The following is a 19,325-nucleotide window of genomic DNA, read 5'->3' on the forward strand; positions in this document are numbered from 1 at the left end:
AGGAGAAGATATCAGAATGAACAGGCAACATATAAACCAAAGACTATGGGAGCATCTAGAGCAGCTAGCAGAGCAGTCCGAGGTGCTTGCCTCAGAAGCTTTTCGTAGAATTGACAAGATAGCAGAACGGAATCAATGGAAAGTCATTGAAGCATTTCAACATCACAAAGTGAGCGATTTTCATTTTACGGGCTCAACAGGTTATGGCTACAATGATCGCGGACGTGAAATCCTTGATCTTGTATATGCAGAGGTAATGGGGGCAGAAGCTGCCATTGTTAGGCCGCATTTCGTTTCTGGCACGCATACGATCAGCTGTGCTTTATTCGGAGTGCTTCGCCCAGGGGATGAACTGCTGTATGTTACTGGGAGACCTTACGATACGCTGCATAAAGTTATCGGGAAGCCTGGAGATGGCATGGGCTCCTTACAGGATTGGGGCGTGAAATATTCTGAGGTCGCGCTCCTTGAAGATGGTGGATTGGACTGGGCTCAAATTGAGCAAGCGATCACGGAAAAAACAAAGGTCATCGGCATTCAGCGCTCTCGCGGTTACGATTGGAGAGCTTCGTTCACTGTTGCAGAGATTGAAACCATCGTAAATAGGGTAAAAGAAATAAAACCAGATCTGATTGTTTTTGTGGACAATTGTTATGGTGAATTTACAGAACTTTTGGAACCTACTCAAGTAGGAGTAGATTTGATGGCTGGCTCGCTTATCAAAAATCCAGGCGGGGGCTTAGCCGAAACTGGAGGTTATATCGCCGGGAAAGCATTTGCTGTAGAAGCGGCTGCCTATCGTTTGACTGCTCCTGGCATTGGTGGAGAGGTTGGCGCGATGTTAGGTACGCTTCGCCCCATGTTTCAAGGATTATTTCTTGCCCCTCACTTGGTTGGACAGGCTGTTAAAGGAAGCGTACTTGCTGCGGCCTTATTTGAAGAGCTTGGCTTCGAAACGAAACCTAGATGGAATGAGCCGCGCACGGATCTCATACAAGCGGTTCGTTTTGGACAAGCTGATCATTTAATTGCTTTTGTTCAAGGGATTCAGCAAGCGGCTGCTGTTGATTCGCATGTTGTACCTGAACCTTGGGATATGCCTGGGTATGAGAATGCTGTCATTATGGCGGCAGGAACGTTCATTCAAGGTGGCAGTTTAGAACTATCAGCTGATGCTCCGATTCGCGAACCTTACATCGCATATATGCAGGGTGGACTGACGTATGCTCATGCTAAATATGGTGTTTTAACCGCTTTATATCGCCTTGTAGATAGTGGTTTAATTGTGATTAAACCTTACATAACTTGACACATTTGCGTAGTAACGGTTAGAATGAACATATAAATGAGCGACTGGAAGGTTGATGCGACATGGCTGATGATATTCGCAGAAATATGGCCTTATTTCCCATCGGCATCGTAATGAAGCTGACGGATTTAACAGCCCGCCAAATCCGTTATTACGAACAGCATGAATTGATCGTTCCTGCAAGAACAGCAGGTAACCAACGGTTATTTTCGTTTAATGACGTAGAACGGCTATTGGAAATAAAATCGTTAATTGAGAAGGGCGTTAATATCGCCGGCATTAAACAAGTAATGAATCCGGTCTCGAAGGAATCTGATGATGCGACTATTGTCAGTGAGCAATCAGAAGTGAAGCGCCGCGAGCTATCTGATCAGCAGCTTCACCGACTGCTTAAACAACAATTGCTTGAGAAAAGACCTGGACAAGCTTCGCTAATTCAAGGACAATTAACGCGTTTCTTAAATAAGCGCTAATTTCACAACGATAACTATGGCTATGCAAATTAAGGAGATGATTCTGTGAGTTACACTAAAGACGATATTAGACGTATAGCACAGGAACAAAATGTTCGATTTATTCGTTTGCAGTTTACGGATTTACTTGGAACAATTAAAAATGTTGAAATTCCTGTAAGCCAACTTGAAAAAGCGCTGGATAACAAAATGATGTTCGATGGTTCTTCTATCGAAGGTTATGTACGTATCGAGGAATCTGATATGTACTTATACCCTGATCTTGATACTTGGGTTGTTTTCCCATGGGTAACGCAAGATCGTGTTGCTCGTTTGATTTGTGATATTTACATGCCAGATGGAACACCTTTCGCTGGTGATCCGCGCGGTATTTTGAAACGTGCCTTGAAGGAAGCAGAAGATCTAGGATACTCTGCAATGAATGTTGGTCCAGAACCGGAATTTTTCTTGTTCAAAACCGATGAGCGCGGTGAGCCTACGACTGAGCTTAATGACCAAGGCGGTTATTTTGATTTAGCTCCAATGGATATGGGCGAAAACTGTCGCCGTGAGATTGTTTTGACTCTTGAAGAAATGGGCTTCGAGATTGAAGCATCCCACCATGAAGTAGCTCCAGGCCAGCATGAGATCGATTTTAAATATGCTGATGCTATTAAAGCTGCTGACCAAATTCAAACATTTAAGCTTGTTGTTAAAACAGTTGCTCGTGAGCACGGCTTGCATGCATCGTTTATGCCTAAACCATTGTACGGCGTGAATGGTTCCGGTATGCACTGTCACCAATCGCTGTTCAAAGGCGATACGAACGTGTTTTACGATGAGAAGGACAAGCTTGGACTTAGTGCTGCCGCTCGTCACTACATGGCAGGAATCCTGCTTCATGCACGTGCAATGGCTGCGATTACGAATCCGACGATCAACTCCTATAAACGTCTTGTACCAGGTTATGAAGCTCCTTGCTACGTAGCATGGTCTGCAAGCAACCGCTCGCCAATGATCCGTATTCCTGCTTCGCGTGGTCTAAGTACTCGTGTTGAAGTACGGAATCCAGATCCGGCTGCTAACCCGTATTTGGCACTTGCTGTTATGCTCAGAGCAGGTCTTGACGGCATTCAGAACAAGCTTCCATTACCAGCACCAACGGACCGGAACATCTATATTATGACAGAGGAAGAGCGTCAGGATGCAGGTATTCCAAGCTTGCCGCTAGATTTGAAAGAAGCACTGGACGAAATGCTGAGAAGCGACATCATTTGCGAAGCACTAGGTGATCACGCGCTTGCCCATTTCTACGAGCTTAAAGAAATCGAGTGGGATATGTACCGCACACAAGTTCATCAATGGGAACGCGATCAGTATCTGACTCTTTACTAAAAAATTGAAAACCTCAACGCTTCTGGCGTTGAGGTTTTTTTGCGTTCATTTATATACAAATAAAGTTTGATTGAGCGAGATCACAGACATACTGTTGTCTACGTTGAACAATTATAATTGCTTTAGATACAGTGTCTAAAGCGTTTATTCAGCGAAGCTAAATAGGCAACAATTGAAGGTACTTTCTTAATTCTAAGGAGGAAATGAATAATGAGCGAATTTAAGACGACATTAAGAGGACTCACCACCGTCAGTTTTTGGGCGGATGATCTAGAGGCAGCAAAGATGTGGTACACCAAATTGCTTGGCATCAAACCATACTTCGAACGTCCAGGATACGCTGAGTTCCGCCTTGGAGATTACCAACATGAGTTGGGGTTAATTGATAGCCGATATGCGCCAAAAGGCAGGATAACAAGTCTAGGAGGTGCTGTCGTGTACTGGCATGTCGATGATGTATCAGCGACGCTAGATAGATTACTATCTTTGGGAGCGACAGAGTATGAAGCACTCACTAACCGAGGCGTAGGATTTATTACTGCTTCTGTGGTCGATCCTTTTGGGAATATATTAGGGATCATGTACAATTCACATTATTTGGACGTACTAGGTTCTTCGTCTAACATAGAATGAAACGAGTAGCATGGTATCAAATATTAATGAGGACCAGTCCAACACATTGTTGATGTGTTTGTGACTGGTTTTTTTGTTGTTTAGAGCCAGTACCATATAGATTTAGTACTATTCGGATAGTTGTATTCTTGTTATATTCATATCAGCCAATCATTCCAGCTAATTATAGCAATTACTACATATATTTTTTATCATGAAAATGAACGATCTAATCTGGATAATCAACGATAAACGAGGTGTGCAGCATGACAGAAGCCAGAATGGATGATGATTCGAATAATAGTATTTATGTTTTACTTACCGACACGGGTACATGGTTTACGCGGATGATCAAATTATTTACAAGCGCACCTTACAACCATGCTTCTCTTGCATTGGATTCAAATTTGCAGGATGTATATAGCTTTGGGCGAAAACGTGCGAATAATCCTTTTATCGCTGGTTTTGTCAAAGAGGATGTCTATGCTGGAACGTTTCGACAATTTCCTGATACACGATGTGTTCTGCTTCGGATCACTCTTAAGGAAAAACAAAGGGCTGCATTGGTTCAAGTCGTTCGTGAGTTTGAAAAGAAAAAAGAAAATTACCGATATAATCTCATCGGATTGATAGGTGTACTTTTAGAGCAGGATATTCAGCCAACTGATTCTTATTTCTGCTCACAGTTTGTTGCTGAAGCCATGCGGAGCAGCGGTATAAACTTGTGGAACCGACCATCCACGCAAGTGACCCCTCATGATTTTCTTAAACACGAACAATTTCAAGTCGTATATGAAGGATTACTTTATGATTATCCGAAGCTTAACCGTAAGAAACTAAATAGAAACTCGAATTCCAGAACAACGGCTGTATTCTTCAGAAAACGTGTGGTTTAAATAACTTACCGTTGAGTACTCATTATCCTACTTTAAATTAAAGGTTAGGGTATGTCCTGAATGCACAAAAAGATCCATAAATTGGATCTTTTTGTGCTAAAATCGAACATAGTTTAAAATTTAAATTAGTAGCCGAAGCCAAAGCCGCAGCTGCACGCGATAATCACCAATAAAATGAATAACACTAAAATGGTTCCTAAGTTTGAAAAAGCTCCACCCACGTAACCGGACATTTTTCAATGCACCTCCTTACGAGTTGAATACACAATATAATATGCGTGATAAATGCGTAGTGATTGGGTGTATGTCATTAGCTTCTTTAAATCATGCAGTCATTGAGTTATTCAGAAGAAGCTGCTTGTTTTGTATTAACAACATACGAATGGTTAGGAAGTGGTTAATCTGAATGTTGTGGTTAAAATCGCCAAATCTGAACATAAAACAACGTTGACTCGTCTGCTGCAGCTTTATATGTACGACTTTACTGAGTATACGGATGCAGCTGTAAATTCATCAGGACTATTCGCGCTATTGCCTGATTTAGATAACTATTGGTTGGAATCCAATACTCATTTTCCTTACATAATTCGTGTGAATAATGAGATCGCAGGTTTTGCATTTGTAAAAAAAGTAACGGAAGAAAATAGAAAGTATTATTACCTTGCACATTTTTTTATCATGCGAAAATATAGAAGGGCCAGTGTGGGTAAGCAAGCAGCGATAACAGTCATTAAAAATCATTGCGGTGAGTGGGAGCTGTATCAACTCGATCGCAATATTCCAGCGCAACGTTTTTGGTCACATGTCATTGGGGAGTTTACTCATGGGGAATATGCTGAAAGGCATGAGAATGGAAGACGATACCAAACCTTCCGGAATAACAATTAGCATAAAATCAAAGAAAAGGCTGAATCAACGATGCTTATGCACGGATTCAGCCTATTCTTTATGTACATATAAGCGGGAATTAATGAATATCACGGAAAAGTCCGATGACTTTACCCAGAATCGTTACATTTTGAAGTAATATTGGCTGCATTGTGGAGTTCTCTGGCTGCAAGCGAATATGATTTTTTTCTTTGTAGAATGTTTTGACCGTTGCTTCGTCATCCTCAGTCATTGCAACAACAATCTCACCATTGTTTGCCGTTTGTTGTTGACGAACGATTACGTAGTCACCGTCATGAATACCTGCTTCAATCATACTCTCGCCCATGACATTCAAAATAAAAACACTGCTGTCACCAACAAAATGAGAGGGAAGAGGGAAATATTCTTCGATATTTTCTGTAGCAGTAATCGGAACACCAGCCGTAACTTTACCGACAATTGGTACTCTCGCTACAGAAAGCGGGATAATTCCATCCGAACCTTCTTGATCTAAAATTTCAATAGCACGCGGTTTCGTGGGATCTCGGCGTATTAAACCTTTCTTCTCTAGACGGTCTAAATGACCGTGAACGGTTGAACTGGATAACAATCCAACAGCTTCGCCGATTTCTCGAACGGAGGGTGGATAGCCTTTCTCCCGGACTTCATTCTTAATAAATTCAAGAATTGAATGTTGTCGGTTAGAAATCTTCGACACTGCAATCACTCCATTAGTAGGTTTGCAAAAAATTATAACATAGAACTCGAGTTCGTACAAACATAAGTTCTTAAGTACAGAGGTTCGTATTTTTTGTTTGACACCAAACGTCTGTTCGTGTAATCTAAAAACAGAACAAACGTTTGGGGTGTTGAAAAATGATAACCAGTCCAAGTTTTTATAGAACCATTCATAAGCAAGATGCAAACAAAGCAACGAAGATCAACCATTCTATGAGGCAATTAATGAAGCGTCATGCTGCTAAGCTCGTAGTTTGTACGGGGGTGTTTATCCTTTTGTTTACAAGCTTCCTGCTTATGGGAACATACGCTTCGAGTAATACTCCTGAAGCAGCAACAGCGGAAGAACAAAGCATTAGGGTACAGTCAGGTGATACTCTCTGGAATATTGCGAAGCAATTTTCGGATGGCAGCCAAGACATTAGATATATTGTATTTCTGATTAAAGATCGAAATAACCTACAATCAACGGTAATCAAACCGGGACAAAAGTTAATAATTCCTAGCATTTAATTTTAAAATCAATTACAATTCAATAGGATGTTTTATACAAATAATTACTTTCTGAATGAAGTAGATGCTGGCTTATCTACTTGGTTTTGAAAGTTTTTTTGTGTTTACTGCAGGGTAACCCCTATATGCTGTCGTCTATTAAAGGGGACTGAAAGGAGATGCTATTTTGTTACGAGTTGAAGAGTTATCCCATTCATTTATGAATGGGCATGAAACGACCGCTGTACTGCAGCAAATTAGCTTTCACGTACATAAGGGAGAAATGATCGCATTGTTAGGGAGCTCCGGCTCAGGTAAATCCACTTTACTAAACTTAATGGCCGGCTTAATGAAGCCGACGGAAGGTCAAATCTTTATCGCGGACTATAATATCGTATCGATGAATGAAAACCGCTTGGCAGAGTTTAGACGAAAACATATCGGATTTATTTTTCAAGCGTACGAGCTGATTGCTAATTTGACAGTTAGGGAAAATGTGGAGCTGCCGCTTGTCTTTCAATCCATGCATCCTTCATTAAGGAAGAAGAAGGCTCTTGCTTTACTAGAGCAGGTAGGCATTCCAGATAAAGCAGAGTTGTTTCCATCGCAGCTCTCCGGTGGACAACAGCAGCGTGTCAGTATTGCAAGATCATTAATAACAGAGCCGTCTGTCATATTTGCGGACGAGCCTACCGGAAATTTGGATACGAAAACAGAGGAAGAAATTATTGCGATTTTGAAGCAGTTGAATAAAACGATGGATACAACATTTATTATCGTTACTCATGAACGTGAGGTAGCAGCGCAAACAAAAAAAATTATCACGCTGCGAGATGGTTATCTCGTAACGGAGCAGGAAGCCGCTCGAGAAAGTATGCTTGCGGGGGGAATTCAAATTGAGAATTAGTGATATTACAAGATTATCATGGGATCAGGTAAGGCGTAGAAAGGTCGTAACCGCATTATGCGCAGCGGGTATTTCCATTGGATGTGCGGCCATTATCATTGCGCTCAGTATTGGAGAATCGGCACAAGTTTACATCGAGAAACAAATGAATAGTTATTTGAAGATGGATGAAATAACGGTGACAGCGAGTACAGGTGCATATTCAGGTGGTGGAGCTTCCACTGCTGAAGCAGATTCATTGCAGAAAGGCAAGCTCACGAAGCAAAAGCTGGACATCATGAGGCAAATTGAGCATGTCAAAGCTGCTACACCATATCAACAGCTCAACTATATGGAGACGATGACATTAGATGGGCTTACTTCACAAATGCAAACTGAAATCATTGGTACGGATATAGAGATGCTTTCAGCTTTTGGAAATGAAATCAATCAAGGAGAAGCATCAAATTTAGCGGGAACCATTGTCCTTAGCTACGGCGCTACAATGGGATTTATTGATGAAGAGTCGAAACGAAAAATTCAAGAGCAAATCGATGCAAATCCATATGACGAAACAGTCTATCAGCAATTTGAAAAGTTAAACCGTGTGCCAGGAGCTTTATATCAGAAACAAATACAGCTTCGTTCTTATTCACCAGAAGGTCAAATCGTTAGCAGACCACTGCGTGTAATAGGGGTGTTGAAGAAGCCAGTAGGAGTCAGCGATGAGCAGGCGATGTATGACAAGAAGGGTTACGTCTCCTTAGAGACGGCTGAACTCCTTAAGAAAGAGTTGAAGTTAGAGGGCGGTGAGCAGGAGGCCTACAACTCTATTATAGTAAAAGTTGATAATCAATCTAAGATTGAGCAAGTTGAGAAGCAGCTCCAGAAACTAGTCGTTTCAACACGAACTAATCTTCAGCAGAAGGAACGGCTCGCTAATGAGTTTAAAATCATTAAAGCTGCGGCACTTGGAATAGGTGTTTTTATTCTAATTATAGCTTCGATATCGATTGTTGTTGCAATGACGATGTCTACATATCAGAGACGAAGGCAAATTGGCATAATGAAGGTGCTTGGTGCAAATTTGGCTCAAATTCGCAACATGTTCATCATTGAGGCAGCGCTGCTTGGTTTGCTCGGCGGATTGCTCGGTGTATTATTCTCCTATTGGATCGTCTGGGGCATAAATGCCCTCATTTATAACTTATCCGGCGAGCAGGATTCTGTCATTATTTTCATTCCCTTAATAACAATACCAATCGGCATGGCGTTCGCTCTTGGTACCGGTATTTTATCAGGCATTTATCCAGCAATAAGTGCTTCTAGAACAGATGCTTTGACAGCGATTAGGCGCGATTAATTTATGGTTGAAGAAGGAGCTTACATATGAAAAGAAAAATAAAGTGGGGAATCATCGGAATTATTATTATTGGGATAAGTTTTGGACTATATAAAATAGGTAATCCTTCACGACCTACAGAGATCGTTTCCGATTCTCAGCCGATAACTTTTCAAGTGACGAATGAAACGATATCAAATACGGTTGAGGTAAAAGGAAAGTCATTGTATGAGCAGGAGACACTCATCTATGCACCTTATGGTTCTGAGGTTAAACAGTGGGCGGTAGAAGACGGACAACAGGTAAAGAAGGGCGATGTATTGTTTAAGCTGGATCAGACAGCCGTGCAGAACGATATTTTGCAAATGGAAGCTGTACTGCGCAAAGCTAAGCTTGAGGCTGAGTTAAATGATTATCTCAATCAATTGAATGATGAATCAGCCGTGTTGGAGTCAACGGAAGAGACGCGGAAAAAGGTGCTCGTCGAAAGGGAAATCGCTCGTTTGTCCAAGGATGTTAATGAAGTAACAGCGAGCATACAAGCCAAGGAGCTGCAGCAAAAGAAAAAGATGCTTAATGAATCAAGTTTTCGCTCACCAGCAACGGGAATTTTTTTATTTGATAATCCTAACAAACGGCCACAAGCGCTAGGCGTCAATGAGTATGTCGGTAAGGTCGTTGATTTGAATAAATTGCAATTTATCGCCTTAGTTGGCGAGCAGGATGTATTCCGAATTAAAGCAGGCATGCCGGTTAAGGTCAAGATGAATGCGATGAAAGAGCTGAACCTTTCTGGAAAAGTGCTTAAAGTATCGAAATTCGCAAAAACGGGAACGGATCAAAACAATTTAAATCAAGCTGCGCAGTTTGAAGTCGTAATCGTACTCGAACCTAACGAGTATTTGATTGCGGGTCTAAGCCTCAGCGGAGCAATTGAGACTGAACGAAAAGAAAAAGCGACTGCGGTTCCATCGATTGCGATTATACGTGAGAAAGATAAACATTTCGTGATGTTAGATACAGGTAACGGGCAATATGAGCGGAAGGAAATAAAGATTGGTCTGGAAACGCCTGAACAGACGGAAGTGCTAGAAGGATTGAAGCCAGGGGATCAAGTTGTTTTGCAATAATGAATGCTGTAGGCAATCGCTACTTTATTCGAGATGAGCTCTGTTACCTTGACAACTGAATGGTGGAAATGTAAAAGTAGAGAGTAGAGTTTTTTTCATCATGAGAGGAGTAGAGCAAGTAATGGAATTCGAAAAAATTATAGAGCGTATTAACGAGCTGGCTCGTAAAAATAAATCGGAGGGTTTATCCGATCAGGAAATGGTTGAGAGAGAAGAGCTTCGCAAGCAATATTTGACCGTTTTCAAAGGCAACTTCCGTCAACAGCTTGATAAAATTGAAATTGTTGATGACAAAGATAATATCAAGCACTAAAGAATGTCTAGCGTAATCATTTAATATCCATGAAAGGGTGATTAGATGAAATATAAACTATTAGGCAAAAGCGGACTAGCTGTTTCTGAGCTTTGTTTAGGCACAATGACATTTGGCAATACGACAAGTGAGGATGATTCGATCGAGATGATCGATCGTTTTGTAGATCGTGGGGGCAATTTTCTCGATACGGCCGACGTTTATGTGAGCGGTCGTTCCGAGGAAATAGTCGGCAAGGCGATCAAAAACAAACGTTCTGACATCGTTCTTGCAACCAAGGTACGAATGACAACATCCAGTAATATCAACGGAGTAGGCTTATCGCGCAAACATATTATGGACGGCGTGGAAGCTAGCCTTAAGCGGCTTCAGACCGATTATATCGATCTGTATCAGGTGCATGTATGGGATCATGCGACACCTATAGAGGAGACGCTGCGCACGCTGGATGATCTCGTTACTTCGGGTAAAGTTCGTTACATAGGATGTTCTAATTTTTTTGCATGGCAGCTGATGAAATCACTAGCTTATAGCGATGCTAGCCGATATGTGCGTTTTGTATCGATACAGCCTCAATACAGCTTAGTTAGCAGACAAATGGATCGTGAAATGCTGTCGCTTTGTTTAGAGGAGAAGGTAGGTATTATTCCTTGGGCACCGATTGGCGGCGGTTTTCTAACTGGACGCTACACGAGGGAAGAGCCTACGGAAGGACGATTGACTTCAAAAGCAGGCGAGAGCGCGTGGACACTGCGTGCAAATGACAAAAATTTTGTCATTCTCGATGCTTTGCTCGAAGCAGCAAAAGAGCTGGACAAATCACCTGCACAGGTTGCATTAAGATGGCTTATTCAGCGTGAAGGCATTACTTCTCCGATTTTCGGCGCTAGCAAGCTAGAGCAGTTTGAAGATAATATCGGAGCCATTGGTTGGGAAATGCCAAGCGAGGTATGGAACCGTTTGGAGCAGGTAAGTGCTCTTGAAGAAGATTACCCCAATCGTTTTATTGAAAAGTTTCGCAGACCGTTTGAATAGCGTTTTTAATTAGGAGGAGAATTCGTTTGTCACGTTCCTGGGAGCGCAAAGTGCGCAAAAATATGAATGTTGTAAATAAGCAACGCAAGAAGCAAGGAAATGGTCAGATCGTTTTCAATGCAGAGAAATCAGAAAAAATTGTGGGCCGAAACTTCATTGCGCCAATACTTTTGATTTTGTTTATTGGCATGTACGTCATCTTGATGTCAAGCTCAACTACTTTTAAGATGGATACGATGTTTTGGATTACAGTAGGATGTTATGTTTTGCTCGCGTCACTATTTTTTTTCCGCAGACCGTATATTACGATCGGCAAAGACTACATTCAATCACGTCGACTCACTGGAGATAAGCGTGTGCCAGTAGCCTCGATCAAAGGGTTTAGCGTGCAAAAGGGTTATGTGATCGTAGAGATGCACAAAGGTGGAAACTGGGTTTTCTCTAAGTTGACCAACCGTTTTCCAACCGATGAAATTGGCGAGAAGCTGAAAGTATTTGCAAATGCTAACGGCTTAGCTTTTCAGCAAAAATAAATAGGCAGGAGAGTTCGAACAACGATGGCTAAACAAGCAGTATTATTTGATCTGGATGACACATTGCTGTGGGATGATCGCAGCGTTAAGGAAGCTTTTGAAGCAACATGCCAAGCGGCAGCAGCAGCGTGTGGGGTTGATCCGAGTGAGCTTGAGGAATCCGTACGACGTGAAGCAAGAGCTCTTTACGAATCCTATGAAACATTCCCTTTCACGAAGATGATCGGAATCAATCCGTTCGAAGGACTCTGGGCACCATTTCTTGAAGGTGAGCAGGCGGAATTCCGTAAGCTTGAGTCACTTGCTCCCGGATATCGGAAAGCGGCATGGACACAGGGCTTGAAAGCACTAGGCGTTGATAACGAGGAGCTAGGTGCGAAGCTGGCTGAGCAATTCCCAGCAGAGCGCCGCTTGCGACCTATCGTATATGAAGAAACATTCCGCGTCCTAGACGCGCTCAAAGGAAAATACAAGCTGCTTTTACTTACGAACGGTTCGCCTGATTTGCAGCGTGAGAAGCTTGCCGGCGTGCCGGAACTCGTGCCATACTTCGATCACATTATAATCTCGGGTGAATTTGGTGAAGGAAAACCAGCCGCATCGATTTTCAAGCATGCGCTTGAGCGCCTTGGCGTTGAAACGGATCATGGCATCATGGTCGGAGATAAGCTGACAACGGATATTCTTGGCGCAAATACGATCGGTATGACATCGGTTTGGATTAATCGTCACGGTGTTGTTCGCAATGATGAGATTGTCCCTTCGCATGAAATTAAACATTTGGAAGAGCTTCTTCCATTGCTTGAAGCTTAAATCATGTAACAAAAAGCCCCTCGCGGACAGCTTGTGCTGCTGTAGAGGGGCTTGCATTATTTTATGTTTGTTATTAGGCCTGATTAGCAGCAAACTTATCGTCTGCAAAAGGATGAGCGATCCAGCCTTCTGTTTCAATAAAGAGACGAACGGCTACGATTTGGCGGTTATCCATAAGCGTGAAGAAATGCGGTTTGTATTCCGGTACGGAAATAACATCACCAGCTTCAAGCTCGACGTCAAAATAACCTACGTCATCGGTACCTTTTATAATAAAGATGCCTCGTCCTGCTGTAATCGCACGGACTTCATCTTCTGTATGCGTGTGTACATTTTCAAACTTTTTAAGTAGCTCATCTAAGTTGGGTGTAGCATCGGACAATGCGATAATATCCCAAGTTTGATATCCACGACGCTGTGCCAAATCTTTAATTTCTTCGTCATAAGTAGCTAAAATTTGCTGTTTCTCTTCATCGGAGAGAACGAATTTTTGCTGTAATTCTTCTGATAGCTTGCTTGGATTCCAATGCTCGTAAAGCACCTCTTGCTGTTCTAGAAATGCACGAACAGCCTCTTCCCCTTGAATCCGTTCCTCTGTATTGCGAATTCTAATTTCAGCCATGAACATTCCCTCTTTTCCTATAGAGATTAAATGATATAATGATTATAAAACAAATCAAATGGATTGTCGATGGATTACCTTTTCACATCACAGGTATTCTGATAAACTATGTGTTAATGATTTTTGGGAAGGGTGTAGTATTTTGTCAAAACCGACCATACAACAAATGCTTCAGGAGCGCATACTTATTTTGGACGGCGCAATGGGCACGATGATTCAACAAGCTGGATTAACTGAAGATGATTTTGGTGGAGCGGAGCTGGACGGTTGTAATGAAATGCTCGTTCTGACTCGTCCTGACGTTATACAGTCTATTCATGAGCAGTATCTAGAGGCTGGCGCAGATATTTTGGAAACCAATACATTTGGCGCGACGAGTGTTGTACTCGATGATTATGATATTCCTGAAAAAGCGAGAGAGATCAATCTAGCAGCTGCTAAATTAGCACGTGATGCATGTGATAAATACAGCACGCCAGACAAGCCACGTTACGTTGCTGGAGCGCTTGGACCAACGACGAAAACATTATCCGTAACCGGTGGCGTTACATTCGATGAGCTCGTTGAGAGCTACTATGAGCAAGCGCTTGCTTTAATAGAAGCTGATGTGGATGCTCTGCTGCTTGAAACCTCTCAAGATACACTTAATGTAAAAGCGGGCAGCATCGGCATCCGCAACGCCTTTGACAAACTAGGCAAAGAACTGCCTATTATGATATCCGGTACGATCGAGCCGATGGGAACGACACTCGCAGGTCAAACCATTGAATCGTTCTACATTTCGTTAGAACATTTGAAGCCGATCTCCATCGGACTAAACTGTGCGACTGGACCTGAGTTTATGCGGGATCACCTTCGGACACTGAGCGACATCGCTAACGCAGCAATTAGCTGTTATCCAAATGCAGGTTTGCCGGATGAGAATGGCCATTATCACGAATCACCAGAGTCACTGGCAAAGAAGATGTCGGCATTCGCTGAACAGGGCTGGTTGAATATTGCCGGCGGCTGCTGCGGAACAACGCCTGATCACATTCGAGTGATGGCTGAGACGATGGCGAAGTATGCTCCGCGTACTAAGATGGGTGAGCATCCTGATGCTGTATCAGGAATAGAGACAGTATTTATTGAGCCGGAAAATCGTCCGATCATGATCGGAGAACGTACAAATATATCCGGTTCACGGAAGTTCAAACGTCTTCTTAAGGAAGAGAAGTTTGACGAGGCTTCAGAAATTGCGCGTGCACAGGTTAAAGGCGGCGCTCATGTTATCGACATCAACTTGCAGGATACCGATATCGATGAAGCTTATGCGGTTCATCAATTTTTACCGCAAGTCGTGAAGAAAATTAAAGCCCCGCTGATGCTGGATTCAACTTATGATCATATTATTGAGCTGGGTCTTAAATATTCGCAAGGCAAAGCGATCATTAACTCCATTAACTTGGAGGATGGTGAATCCAAGTTTGAGAAGATTTTGCCTTTGATTCATCGTTATGGAGCAGCTGTAGTTATGATTTTAATCGATGAACGCGGCCAAGCAGTAACTCGCGATGCGAAGATGGAAGTTGCGGAACGTTCCTACAATCTTCTGACTCAGAAGTACAAGATGAATCCTCAGGACATTATTTTTGATCCAAACATGTTCCCTGTCGGCTCGGGTGATCCGCAATATATCGGTTCTGCCGTCGAGACGCTTGAAGGAATTCGGATGATTAAAGAGAAGTTCCCACTTGCCAAAACGATCTTGGGACTAAGCAACATTTCCTTCGGTTTGCCGGATGCGGGAAGGGAAGTACTCAACTCCGTGTACTTATACCATGCGACAAAAGCAGGTTTAGACTACGCCATTGTAAATACGGAGAAGCTGGAGCGTTATGCTTCGATTCCTGATGAAGAGCGGCGGCTTGCTGAAGAGCTTATTTACAATACGACGGACGAGACGCTTGCTGCGTTCGTTGCAGCATTCCGTGACAAGAAGGTAGAGAAGAAAGAGAAAATTTCGAATCTATCGCTTGAGGAACGTCTAGGCTCCTACGTAGTGGAAGGTACAAAAGAAGGACTTATCCCAGATCTTGATGAGGCGCTAAAGAAATATACGGCGATGGAAGTCATCAACGGGCCGCTAATGCGCGGGATGGAGGAAGTTGGACGGTTATTCAACGGAAACGAGCTTATCGTAGCAGAGGTGCTTCAAAGCGCTGAGGTCATGAAAGCTTCTGTAACCTATCTAGAGTCGTTTATGGAAAAAAATGAATCCTCCGTCAAAGGTAAAATTATTTTGGCAACCGTGAAAGGCGATGTGCATGACATCGGTAAAAACCTTGTCGAAATTATTTTGTCAAACAACGGTTACAAAATAATAAATCTAGGCATTAAGGTGCCGCCTGAGCAATTAATCGAGGCTTATCGCAATGAGAAGGCCGATGCCATCGGATTGTCTGGTTTGCTCGTTAAATCAGCACAACAAATGGTTATTACGGCGCAGGATTTGCGAACTGCCGGCATTGATGCACCTATTCTTGTTGGTGGCGCGGCGCTTACACGTAAATTTACCAAAACGAGAATTGGTCCGGAATATGACGGTCTTGTTCTTTATGCGAAGGATGCAATGGACGGTCTGGATATCGCCAACAAGCTGATGGACCCGGAGCATCGCTCACGGCTTGAAGACGAGATGGCTGCATTCAAGGCATCTGGCGGAATATACGAAGAAGAAAAGAAACCATTGCCACAATTAACACGGGCTGTGCGTTCTAAGATTTCACCGGATGCGCCTGTATTTACGCCACCGGATCTAGATCGGCATATTCTTCGTGACGTGCCGCTTCCTCATGTCATTCCTTATGTAAATATGCAGATGCTGCTTGGTCATCACCTCGGACTAAAAGGCAACGTCGATCAATTATTGAAGGATGGCAATGAAAAAGCGGTTCAACTCAAAGCTACTGTTGATGAAATTTTACAAAAAGGGACAACCGATGGCATTATCAAGACCCACGGAATGTACCGTTTCTTCCCAGCGCAATCCTCGGGCAATGATGTTATTATTTACAACCCAGTGGATCCACGGCAGGAGATTAAGCGATTTACTTTCCCTCGTCAACAGGTTGAGCCGTACCTTTGCTTGTCCGACTTCTTGAAATCAGTGGACAGCGGCGTTATGGATTATGTTGGTTTTCTTGTGGTAACCGCTGGACACGGCATTCGAGAAATTGCGAATGAGTGGAAGGATAACGGAGACTATTTGCGCTCACATGCACTGCAGTCCGTAGCCCTTGAGGTTGCAGAAGGTATGGCTGAGCGCGTCCATCATATTATGCGTGACATCTGCGGTTATCCAGATCCAGCTGAAATGACGATGAAGCAGCGTCATGGTGCACGTTATCAAGGTATTCGCGTATCATTCGGATATCCGGCATGTCCAAACCTTGAAGATCAGGAGCCGTTGTTCGATCTGATGAGACCGCAAGATATTGGAGTCGAATTGACTGAAGGCTGCATGATGGAGCCTGAGGCATCGGTATCTGCGATGGTATTCGCTCATCCTGAAGCACAATATTTTAATGTAGAGAAACTATAGCGTATAATAAATGAGAGCCCCCTAAGCGTTCGTACGAACGAGCTTGAGAGGGCTCTTCGTTTCAATTTTAGAAGTCTAGGCCACAGTGCTAAGAGTGAGGTGGATAATAACATGAATATGTGGTTTTTGGGGACGGGTGCTGGCAGACCCTCGAAGTATCGCAATGTAACGGCCATGGCGCTTCAGCTTCCTGAGCCTGCTTGCAGCTGGATGTTATTCGATGCTGGTGAGGCTACACAACACCAGCTTATGCGAACGCCGCTCAAGCTGAATAAGCTTGAATTCATTTTTATAACGCATCTGCATGGTGATCACATTTATGGGCTGCCTGGCTTGCTTAGCAGTCGTTCATTCGATGGTGGTATTACTTCCGTCCAGCTGTATGGACCTGTAGGAATAAAGAGCTACATCGAAATTACATTTTCTATTAGTGCAACACAGCTTGATTATGAGCTGATTATTCACGAAATAACGGGTAATGAAGGAATTGTTTTTGAGGATGAGCGATTTAAGGTTGAGGTTGCGCCGCTGGAGCATCGTGTGACCTGCTTTGGTTATCGCGTAACCGAACAAGATCAACCGGGCAAGCTGCTTGTTCATAAGCTTAAGGATTATGGGATAGAAGCAGGTCCTCTGTATGGCGCTTTGAAGAGAGGACAGTCTGTCACGTCACCGAGTGGATTACTCATTCGGACGGAGGATGTTACAGGGCCTACATATGTTGGGAGAGTAATCACTGTGCTTGGAGACACGAAGCCGTGCGATAATGCTATCACATTAGCTAAAGATGCAGATCTGCTCGTTCATGAAGCAACCTTCGCTGCTGGAATGGAAGAGAAGGCGCATGAGTTTGGACACTGTACTACGGCGGAGGCGGCAAATACAGCTGCAAGAGCAAACGCAAAGCAGCTAGTGATGACTCATTTTAGCGGGCGATACAGCAATGAGGATCTCGTGCAGCTAGAGGAGGAGGCAGGCGTACATTTCTCACCTGTCACCGCAGCAACAGATTTTCTTCATATTGAAATAAAGCGAGTGAACCATACGGAATAAAGTAAAAACGCGAGGATAACCTCGTGTTTTTACTTTATTTATTATCTTTGCCAAAGTGAAACGATAGGAATACAGATGCTAATACGACGATGATAACAATACCAAAGAAAACGAACATCTGATAAGGGCTTGGGATAAATGTCGATGCTATCATCAGTAATCCGCCAAACACATAAAATTTGGATGCTGCACGATGTGTTTTTTTCCAAACGGCTTCACTACCAAGTGTATTTACTGTCTTAATTCCAATATAGCTGTTTGGCTGAAAATGCGGCATATACAAGCCTGCTGCTGTGAAAATAATGCCGATCATAGAGACGATGACTTTGGTGATATCAATGGATAATCCGTAGCCAGAAGCAATGGTTACACCATGAAGCACGAGCAAACTGATCAAAACTACATTTTGAACCGTATGCAGATTAGGCTTTTGATCTTGGGAAGCATGTTTTTTTGGAAGGATGACTATTAAGATGACCATGAATGCAGGGAACAGAAGCAATGTAAATGCTTTATGCGCCAATCCATTGATTCCATTGTTCATATCCCAGTAAATCGCCAATTGCTCGGGTAAATCCGGATAGGTCACGATGCTCGCGATTAAAGCAATGGCAACAATAATCCAAGAGAATATACTTGCTTTCATTTCCCTACAATCCCTTCGGATTCGCTCTGTTGAAAGGAATTCATCCAGTTCATTAAATCATGGAAGACGGCTGTGTTGAGTGAATAATAAATATGCTGGCCATGCCGTTCATCGGATACAAGCTCTGCTTGTTTTAATAGGCTGAGATGATGAGAGATGCTCGGCTTTGTCATTTGAAAATGGTCAGCAATTTCTCCAGCAGTCAAATCTCGCTCACGCAATAAATCTAATATTTTCCGTCTTGTAGGGTCAGATAGTGCTTTAAAGGCTAGATTGATTGACATATAAGATGTCCTTTCCAGCTATTCTTATGTCGTTGTTAGATATTTAAACAACCATCTAATTATAATATAAATTTACTATATCGGTTCTAGTTTCGGCTGTCAATTTGATATACGTGAGCGAACCCATTCACAAACGCTTTGTCGTGCAGGAAATGTCGCAGATGGAGAAAGGCGTTTTTTGTCAAATGGCAAAGCAGACCCTTTTCGCTTAGCAACAAGTTATTTGCTGCTAAGCGGTTTTTTTTATGCGCTGCGTGCCCAGAAGTAAAGACTAGTAAAGGGAACAGATATTCGCTAATATATAGGGTATAGTGAGGTGCT

Annotated in this window: 20 protein-coding genes; 16 read left to right on the plus strand and 4 right to left on the minus strand. The window is 42.8% G+C overall.

Going from position 1 to position 19,325, the window contains the following annotated elements; translation table 11 throughout:
- Positions 1-16: 16 nt before the first annotated feature.
- The 6 genes from AC787_RS09965 (at position 17) to AC787_RS09990 (ending at position 5,552) form a co-directional block, all read left to right on the plus strand.
- On the plus strand, positions 17-1,309 hold the full coding sequence (locus tag AC787_RS09965) for an aminotransferase class I/II-fold pyridoxal phosphate-dependent enzyme (RefSeq protein ID WP_082360702.1): 1,293 nt from the start codon (positions 17-19) through the stop codon (positions 1,307-1,309).
- Between the two features lie 62 nt (positions 1,310-1,371).
- Positions 1,372-1,782, plus strand: a complete 411-nt coding sequence (locus AC787_RS09970) for a MerR family transcriptional regulator (protein WP_053376247.1) — start codon at positions 1,372-1,374, stop codon at positions 1,780-1,782.
- 45 nt (positions 1,783-1,827) lie between these two features.
- Positions 1,828-3,156, plus strand: a complete 1,329-nt coding sequence (glnA, locus tag AC787_RS09975) for a type I glutamate--ammonia ligase (RefSeq protein ID WP_054024632.1) — start codon at positions 1,828-1,830, stop codon at positions 3,154-3,156.
- Positions 3,157-3,366: 210 nt separating this feature from the next.
- Positions 3,367-3,789 (plus strand): VOC family protein, encoded by a 423-nt coding sequence (locus AC787_RS09980; protein ID WP_054024633.1) that lies wholly within the window; start codon positions 3,367-3,369, stop codon positions 3,787-3,789.
- 245 nt (positions 3,790-4,034) lie between these two features.
- The gene (locus AC787_RS09985) at positions 4,035-4,664 is read left to right on the plus strand and encodes a hypothetical protein (RefSeq protein ID WP_235560943.1); all 630 of its coding nucleotides are present in this window, start codon (positions 4,035-4,037) and stop codon (positions 4,662-4,664) included.
- Between the two features lie 411 nt (positions 4,665-5,075).
- Complete coding sequence (locus AC787_RS09990) at positions 5,076-5,552, plus strand: GNAT family N-acetyltransferase (RefSeq protein ID WP_054024634.1); 477 nt, start codon at positions 5,076-5,078, stop codon at positions 5,550-5,552.
- Between the two features lie 79 nt (positions 5,553-5,631).
- Here the strand turns inward: AC787_RS09990 and lexA are convergent, their stop codons facing one another.
- Positions 5,632-6,252: a transcriptional repressor LexA gene (gene lexA / locus AC787_RS09995; protein ID WP_054024635.1), complete on the minus strand. Its 621-nt coding sequence runs from the start codon at positions 6,250-6,252 to the stop codon at positions 5,632-5,634.
- Positions 6,253-6,410: 158 nt separating this feature from the next.
- Here lexA and AC787_RS10000 point away from each other — a divergent pair, with 158 nt between their 5' ends.
- The 8 genes from AC787_RS10000 to AC787_RS10035 all read left to right on the plus strand — a co-directional run bounded on the left by AC787_RS10000 (position 6,411) and on the right by AC787_RS10035 (position 12,816).
- On the plus strand, positions 6,411-6,785 hold the full coding sequence (locus AC787_RS10000; RefSeq protein WP_054024636.1) for a LysM peptidoglycan-binding domain-containing protein: 375 nt from the start codon (positions 6,411-6,413) through the stop codon (positions 6,783-6,785).
- A gap of 166 nt (positions 6,786-6,951) precedes the next feature.
- Positions 6,952-7,671 (plus strand): ABC transporter ATP-binding protein, encoded by a 720-nt coding sequence (locus AC787_RS10005; RefSeq protein WP_054024637.1) that lies wholly within the window; start codon positions 6,952-6,954, stop codon positions 7,669-7,671.
- A complete protein-coding gene (locus AC787_RS10010; protein ID WP_054024638.1) occupies positions 7,661-9,013 on the plus strand; it encodes an ABC transporter permease in 1,353 nt (450 codons plus the stop codon). Before AC787_RS10005 ends, AC787_RS10010 begins: the two co-directional genes overlap by 11 nt.
- 26 nt (positions 9,014-9,039) lie before the next feature.
- Complete coding sequence (locus AC787_RS10015; protein WP_054024639.1) at positions 9,040-10,122, plus strand: efflux RND transporter periplasmic adaptor subunit; 1,083 nt, start codon at positions 9,040-9,042, stop codon at positions 10,120-10,122.
- 121 nt (positions 10,123-10,243) lie between these two features.
- Positions 10,244-10,435 carry a DUF896 domain-containing protein gene (locus AC787_RS10020; RefSeq protein WP_054024640.1) on the plus strand — a complete coding sequence of 64 codons (192 nt, stop codon included), beginning with the start codon at positions 10,244-10,246 and terminating at the stop codon, positions 10,433-10,435.
- Positions 10,436-10,480: 45 nt separating this feature from the next.
- The gene (locus AC787_RS10025; protein WP_054024641.1) at positions 10,481-11,470 is read left to right on the plus strand and encodes an aldo/keto reductase; all 990 of its coding nucleotides are present in this window, start codon (positions 10,481-10,483) and stop codon (positions 11,468-11,470) included.
- 26 nt (positions 11,471-11,496) lie between these two features.
- Positions 11,497-12,003, plus strand: a complete 507-nt coding sequence (locus tag AC787_RS10030; RefSeq protein WP_054024642.1) for a hypothetical protein — start codon at positions 11,497-11,499, stop codon at positions 12,001-12,003.
- Positions 12,004-12,027: 24 nt separating this feature from the next.
- On the plus strand, positions 12,028-12,816 hold the full coding sequence (locus AC787_RS10035; RefSeq protein ID WP_054024643.1) for an HAD family hydrolase: 789 nt from the start codon (positions 12,028-12,030) through the stop codon (positions 12,814-12,816).
- Positions 12,817-12,889: 73 nt separating this feature from the next.
- On the opposite strand, the gene AC787_RS10040 is transcribed toward AC787_RS10035, so the two are convergent.
- The gene (locus tag AC787_RS10040; protein WP_054024644.1) at positions 12,890-13,438 is read right to left on the minus strand and encodes a 1,2-dihydroxy-3-keto-5-methylthiopentene dioxygenase; all 549 of its coding nucleotides are present in this window, start codon (positions 13,436-13,438) and stop codon (positions 12,890-12,892) included.
- A gap of 166 nt (positions 13,439-13,604) precedes the next feature.
- Here AC787_RS10040 and metH point away from each other — a divergent pair, with 166 nt between their 5' ends.
- Together metH and rnz are read left to right on the plus strand one after the other, a co-directional pair.
- Positions 13,605-17,021 (plus strand): methionine synthase, encoded by a 3,417-nt coding sequence (gene metH / locus AC787_RS10045; RefSeq protein ID WP_414730977.1) that lies wholly within the window; start codon positions 13,605-13,607, stop codon positions 17,019-17,021.
- 111 nt (positions 17,022-17,132) lie between these two features.
- Positions 17,133-18,074: a ribonuclease Z gene (rnz, locus tag AC787_RS10050; protein ID WP_054024646.1), complete on the plus strand. Its 942-nt coding sequence runs from the start codon at positions 17,133-17,135 to the stop codon at positions 18,072-18,074.
- Positions 18,075-18,108: 34 nt separating this feature from the next.
- Here rnz and AC787_RS10055 read toward each other — a convergent pair whose 3' ends face one another.
- Together AC787_RS10055 and AC787_RS10060 are read right to left on the minus strand one after the other, a co-directional pair.
- A complete protein-coding gene (locus AC787_RS10055; RefSeq protein WP_054024647.1) occupies positions 18,109-18,720 on the minus strand; it encodes an SdpI family protein in 612 nt (203 codons plus the stop codon).
- Positions 18,717-19,004: an autorepressor SdpR family transcription factor gene (locus AC787_RS10060; protein ID WP_054024648.1), complete on the minus strand. Its 288-nt coding sequence runs from the start codon at positions 19,002-19,004 to the stop codon at positions 18,717-18,719. The genes AC787_RS10055 and AC787_RS10060 overlap by 4 nt, the downstream gene beginning before the upstream one ends.
- Between the last annotated feature and the right edge of the window lie 321 nt (positions 19,005-19,325).

Source organism: Bacillus sp. FJAT-28004 (assembly GCF_001280845.1).
GTDB lineage: Bacteria > Bacillota > Bacilli > Paenibacillales > Paenibacillaceae > Pristimantibacillus.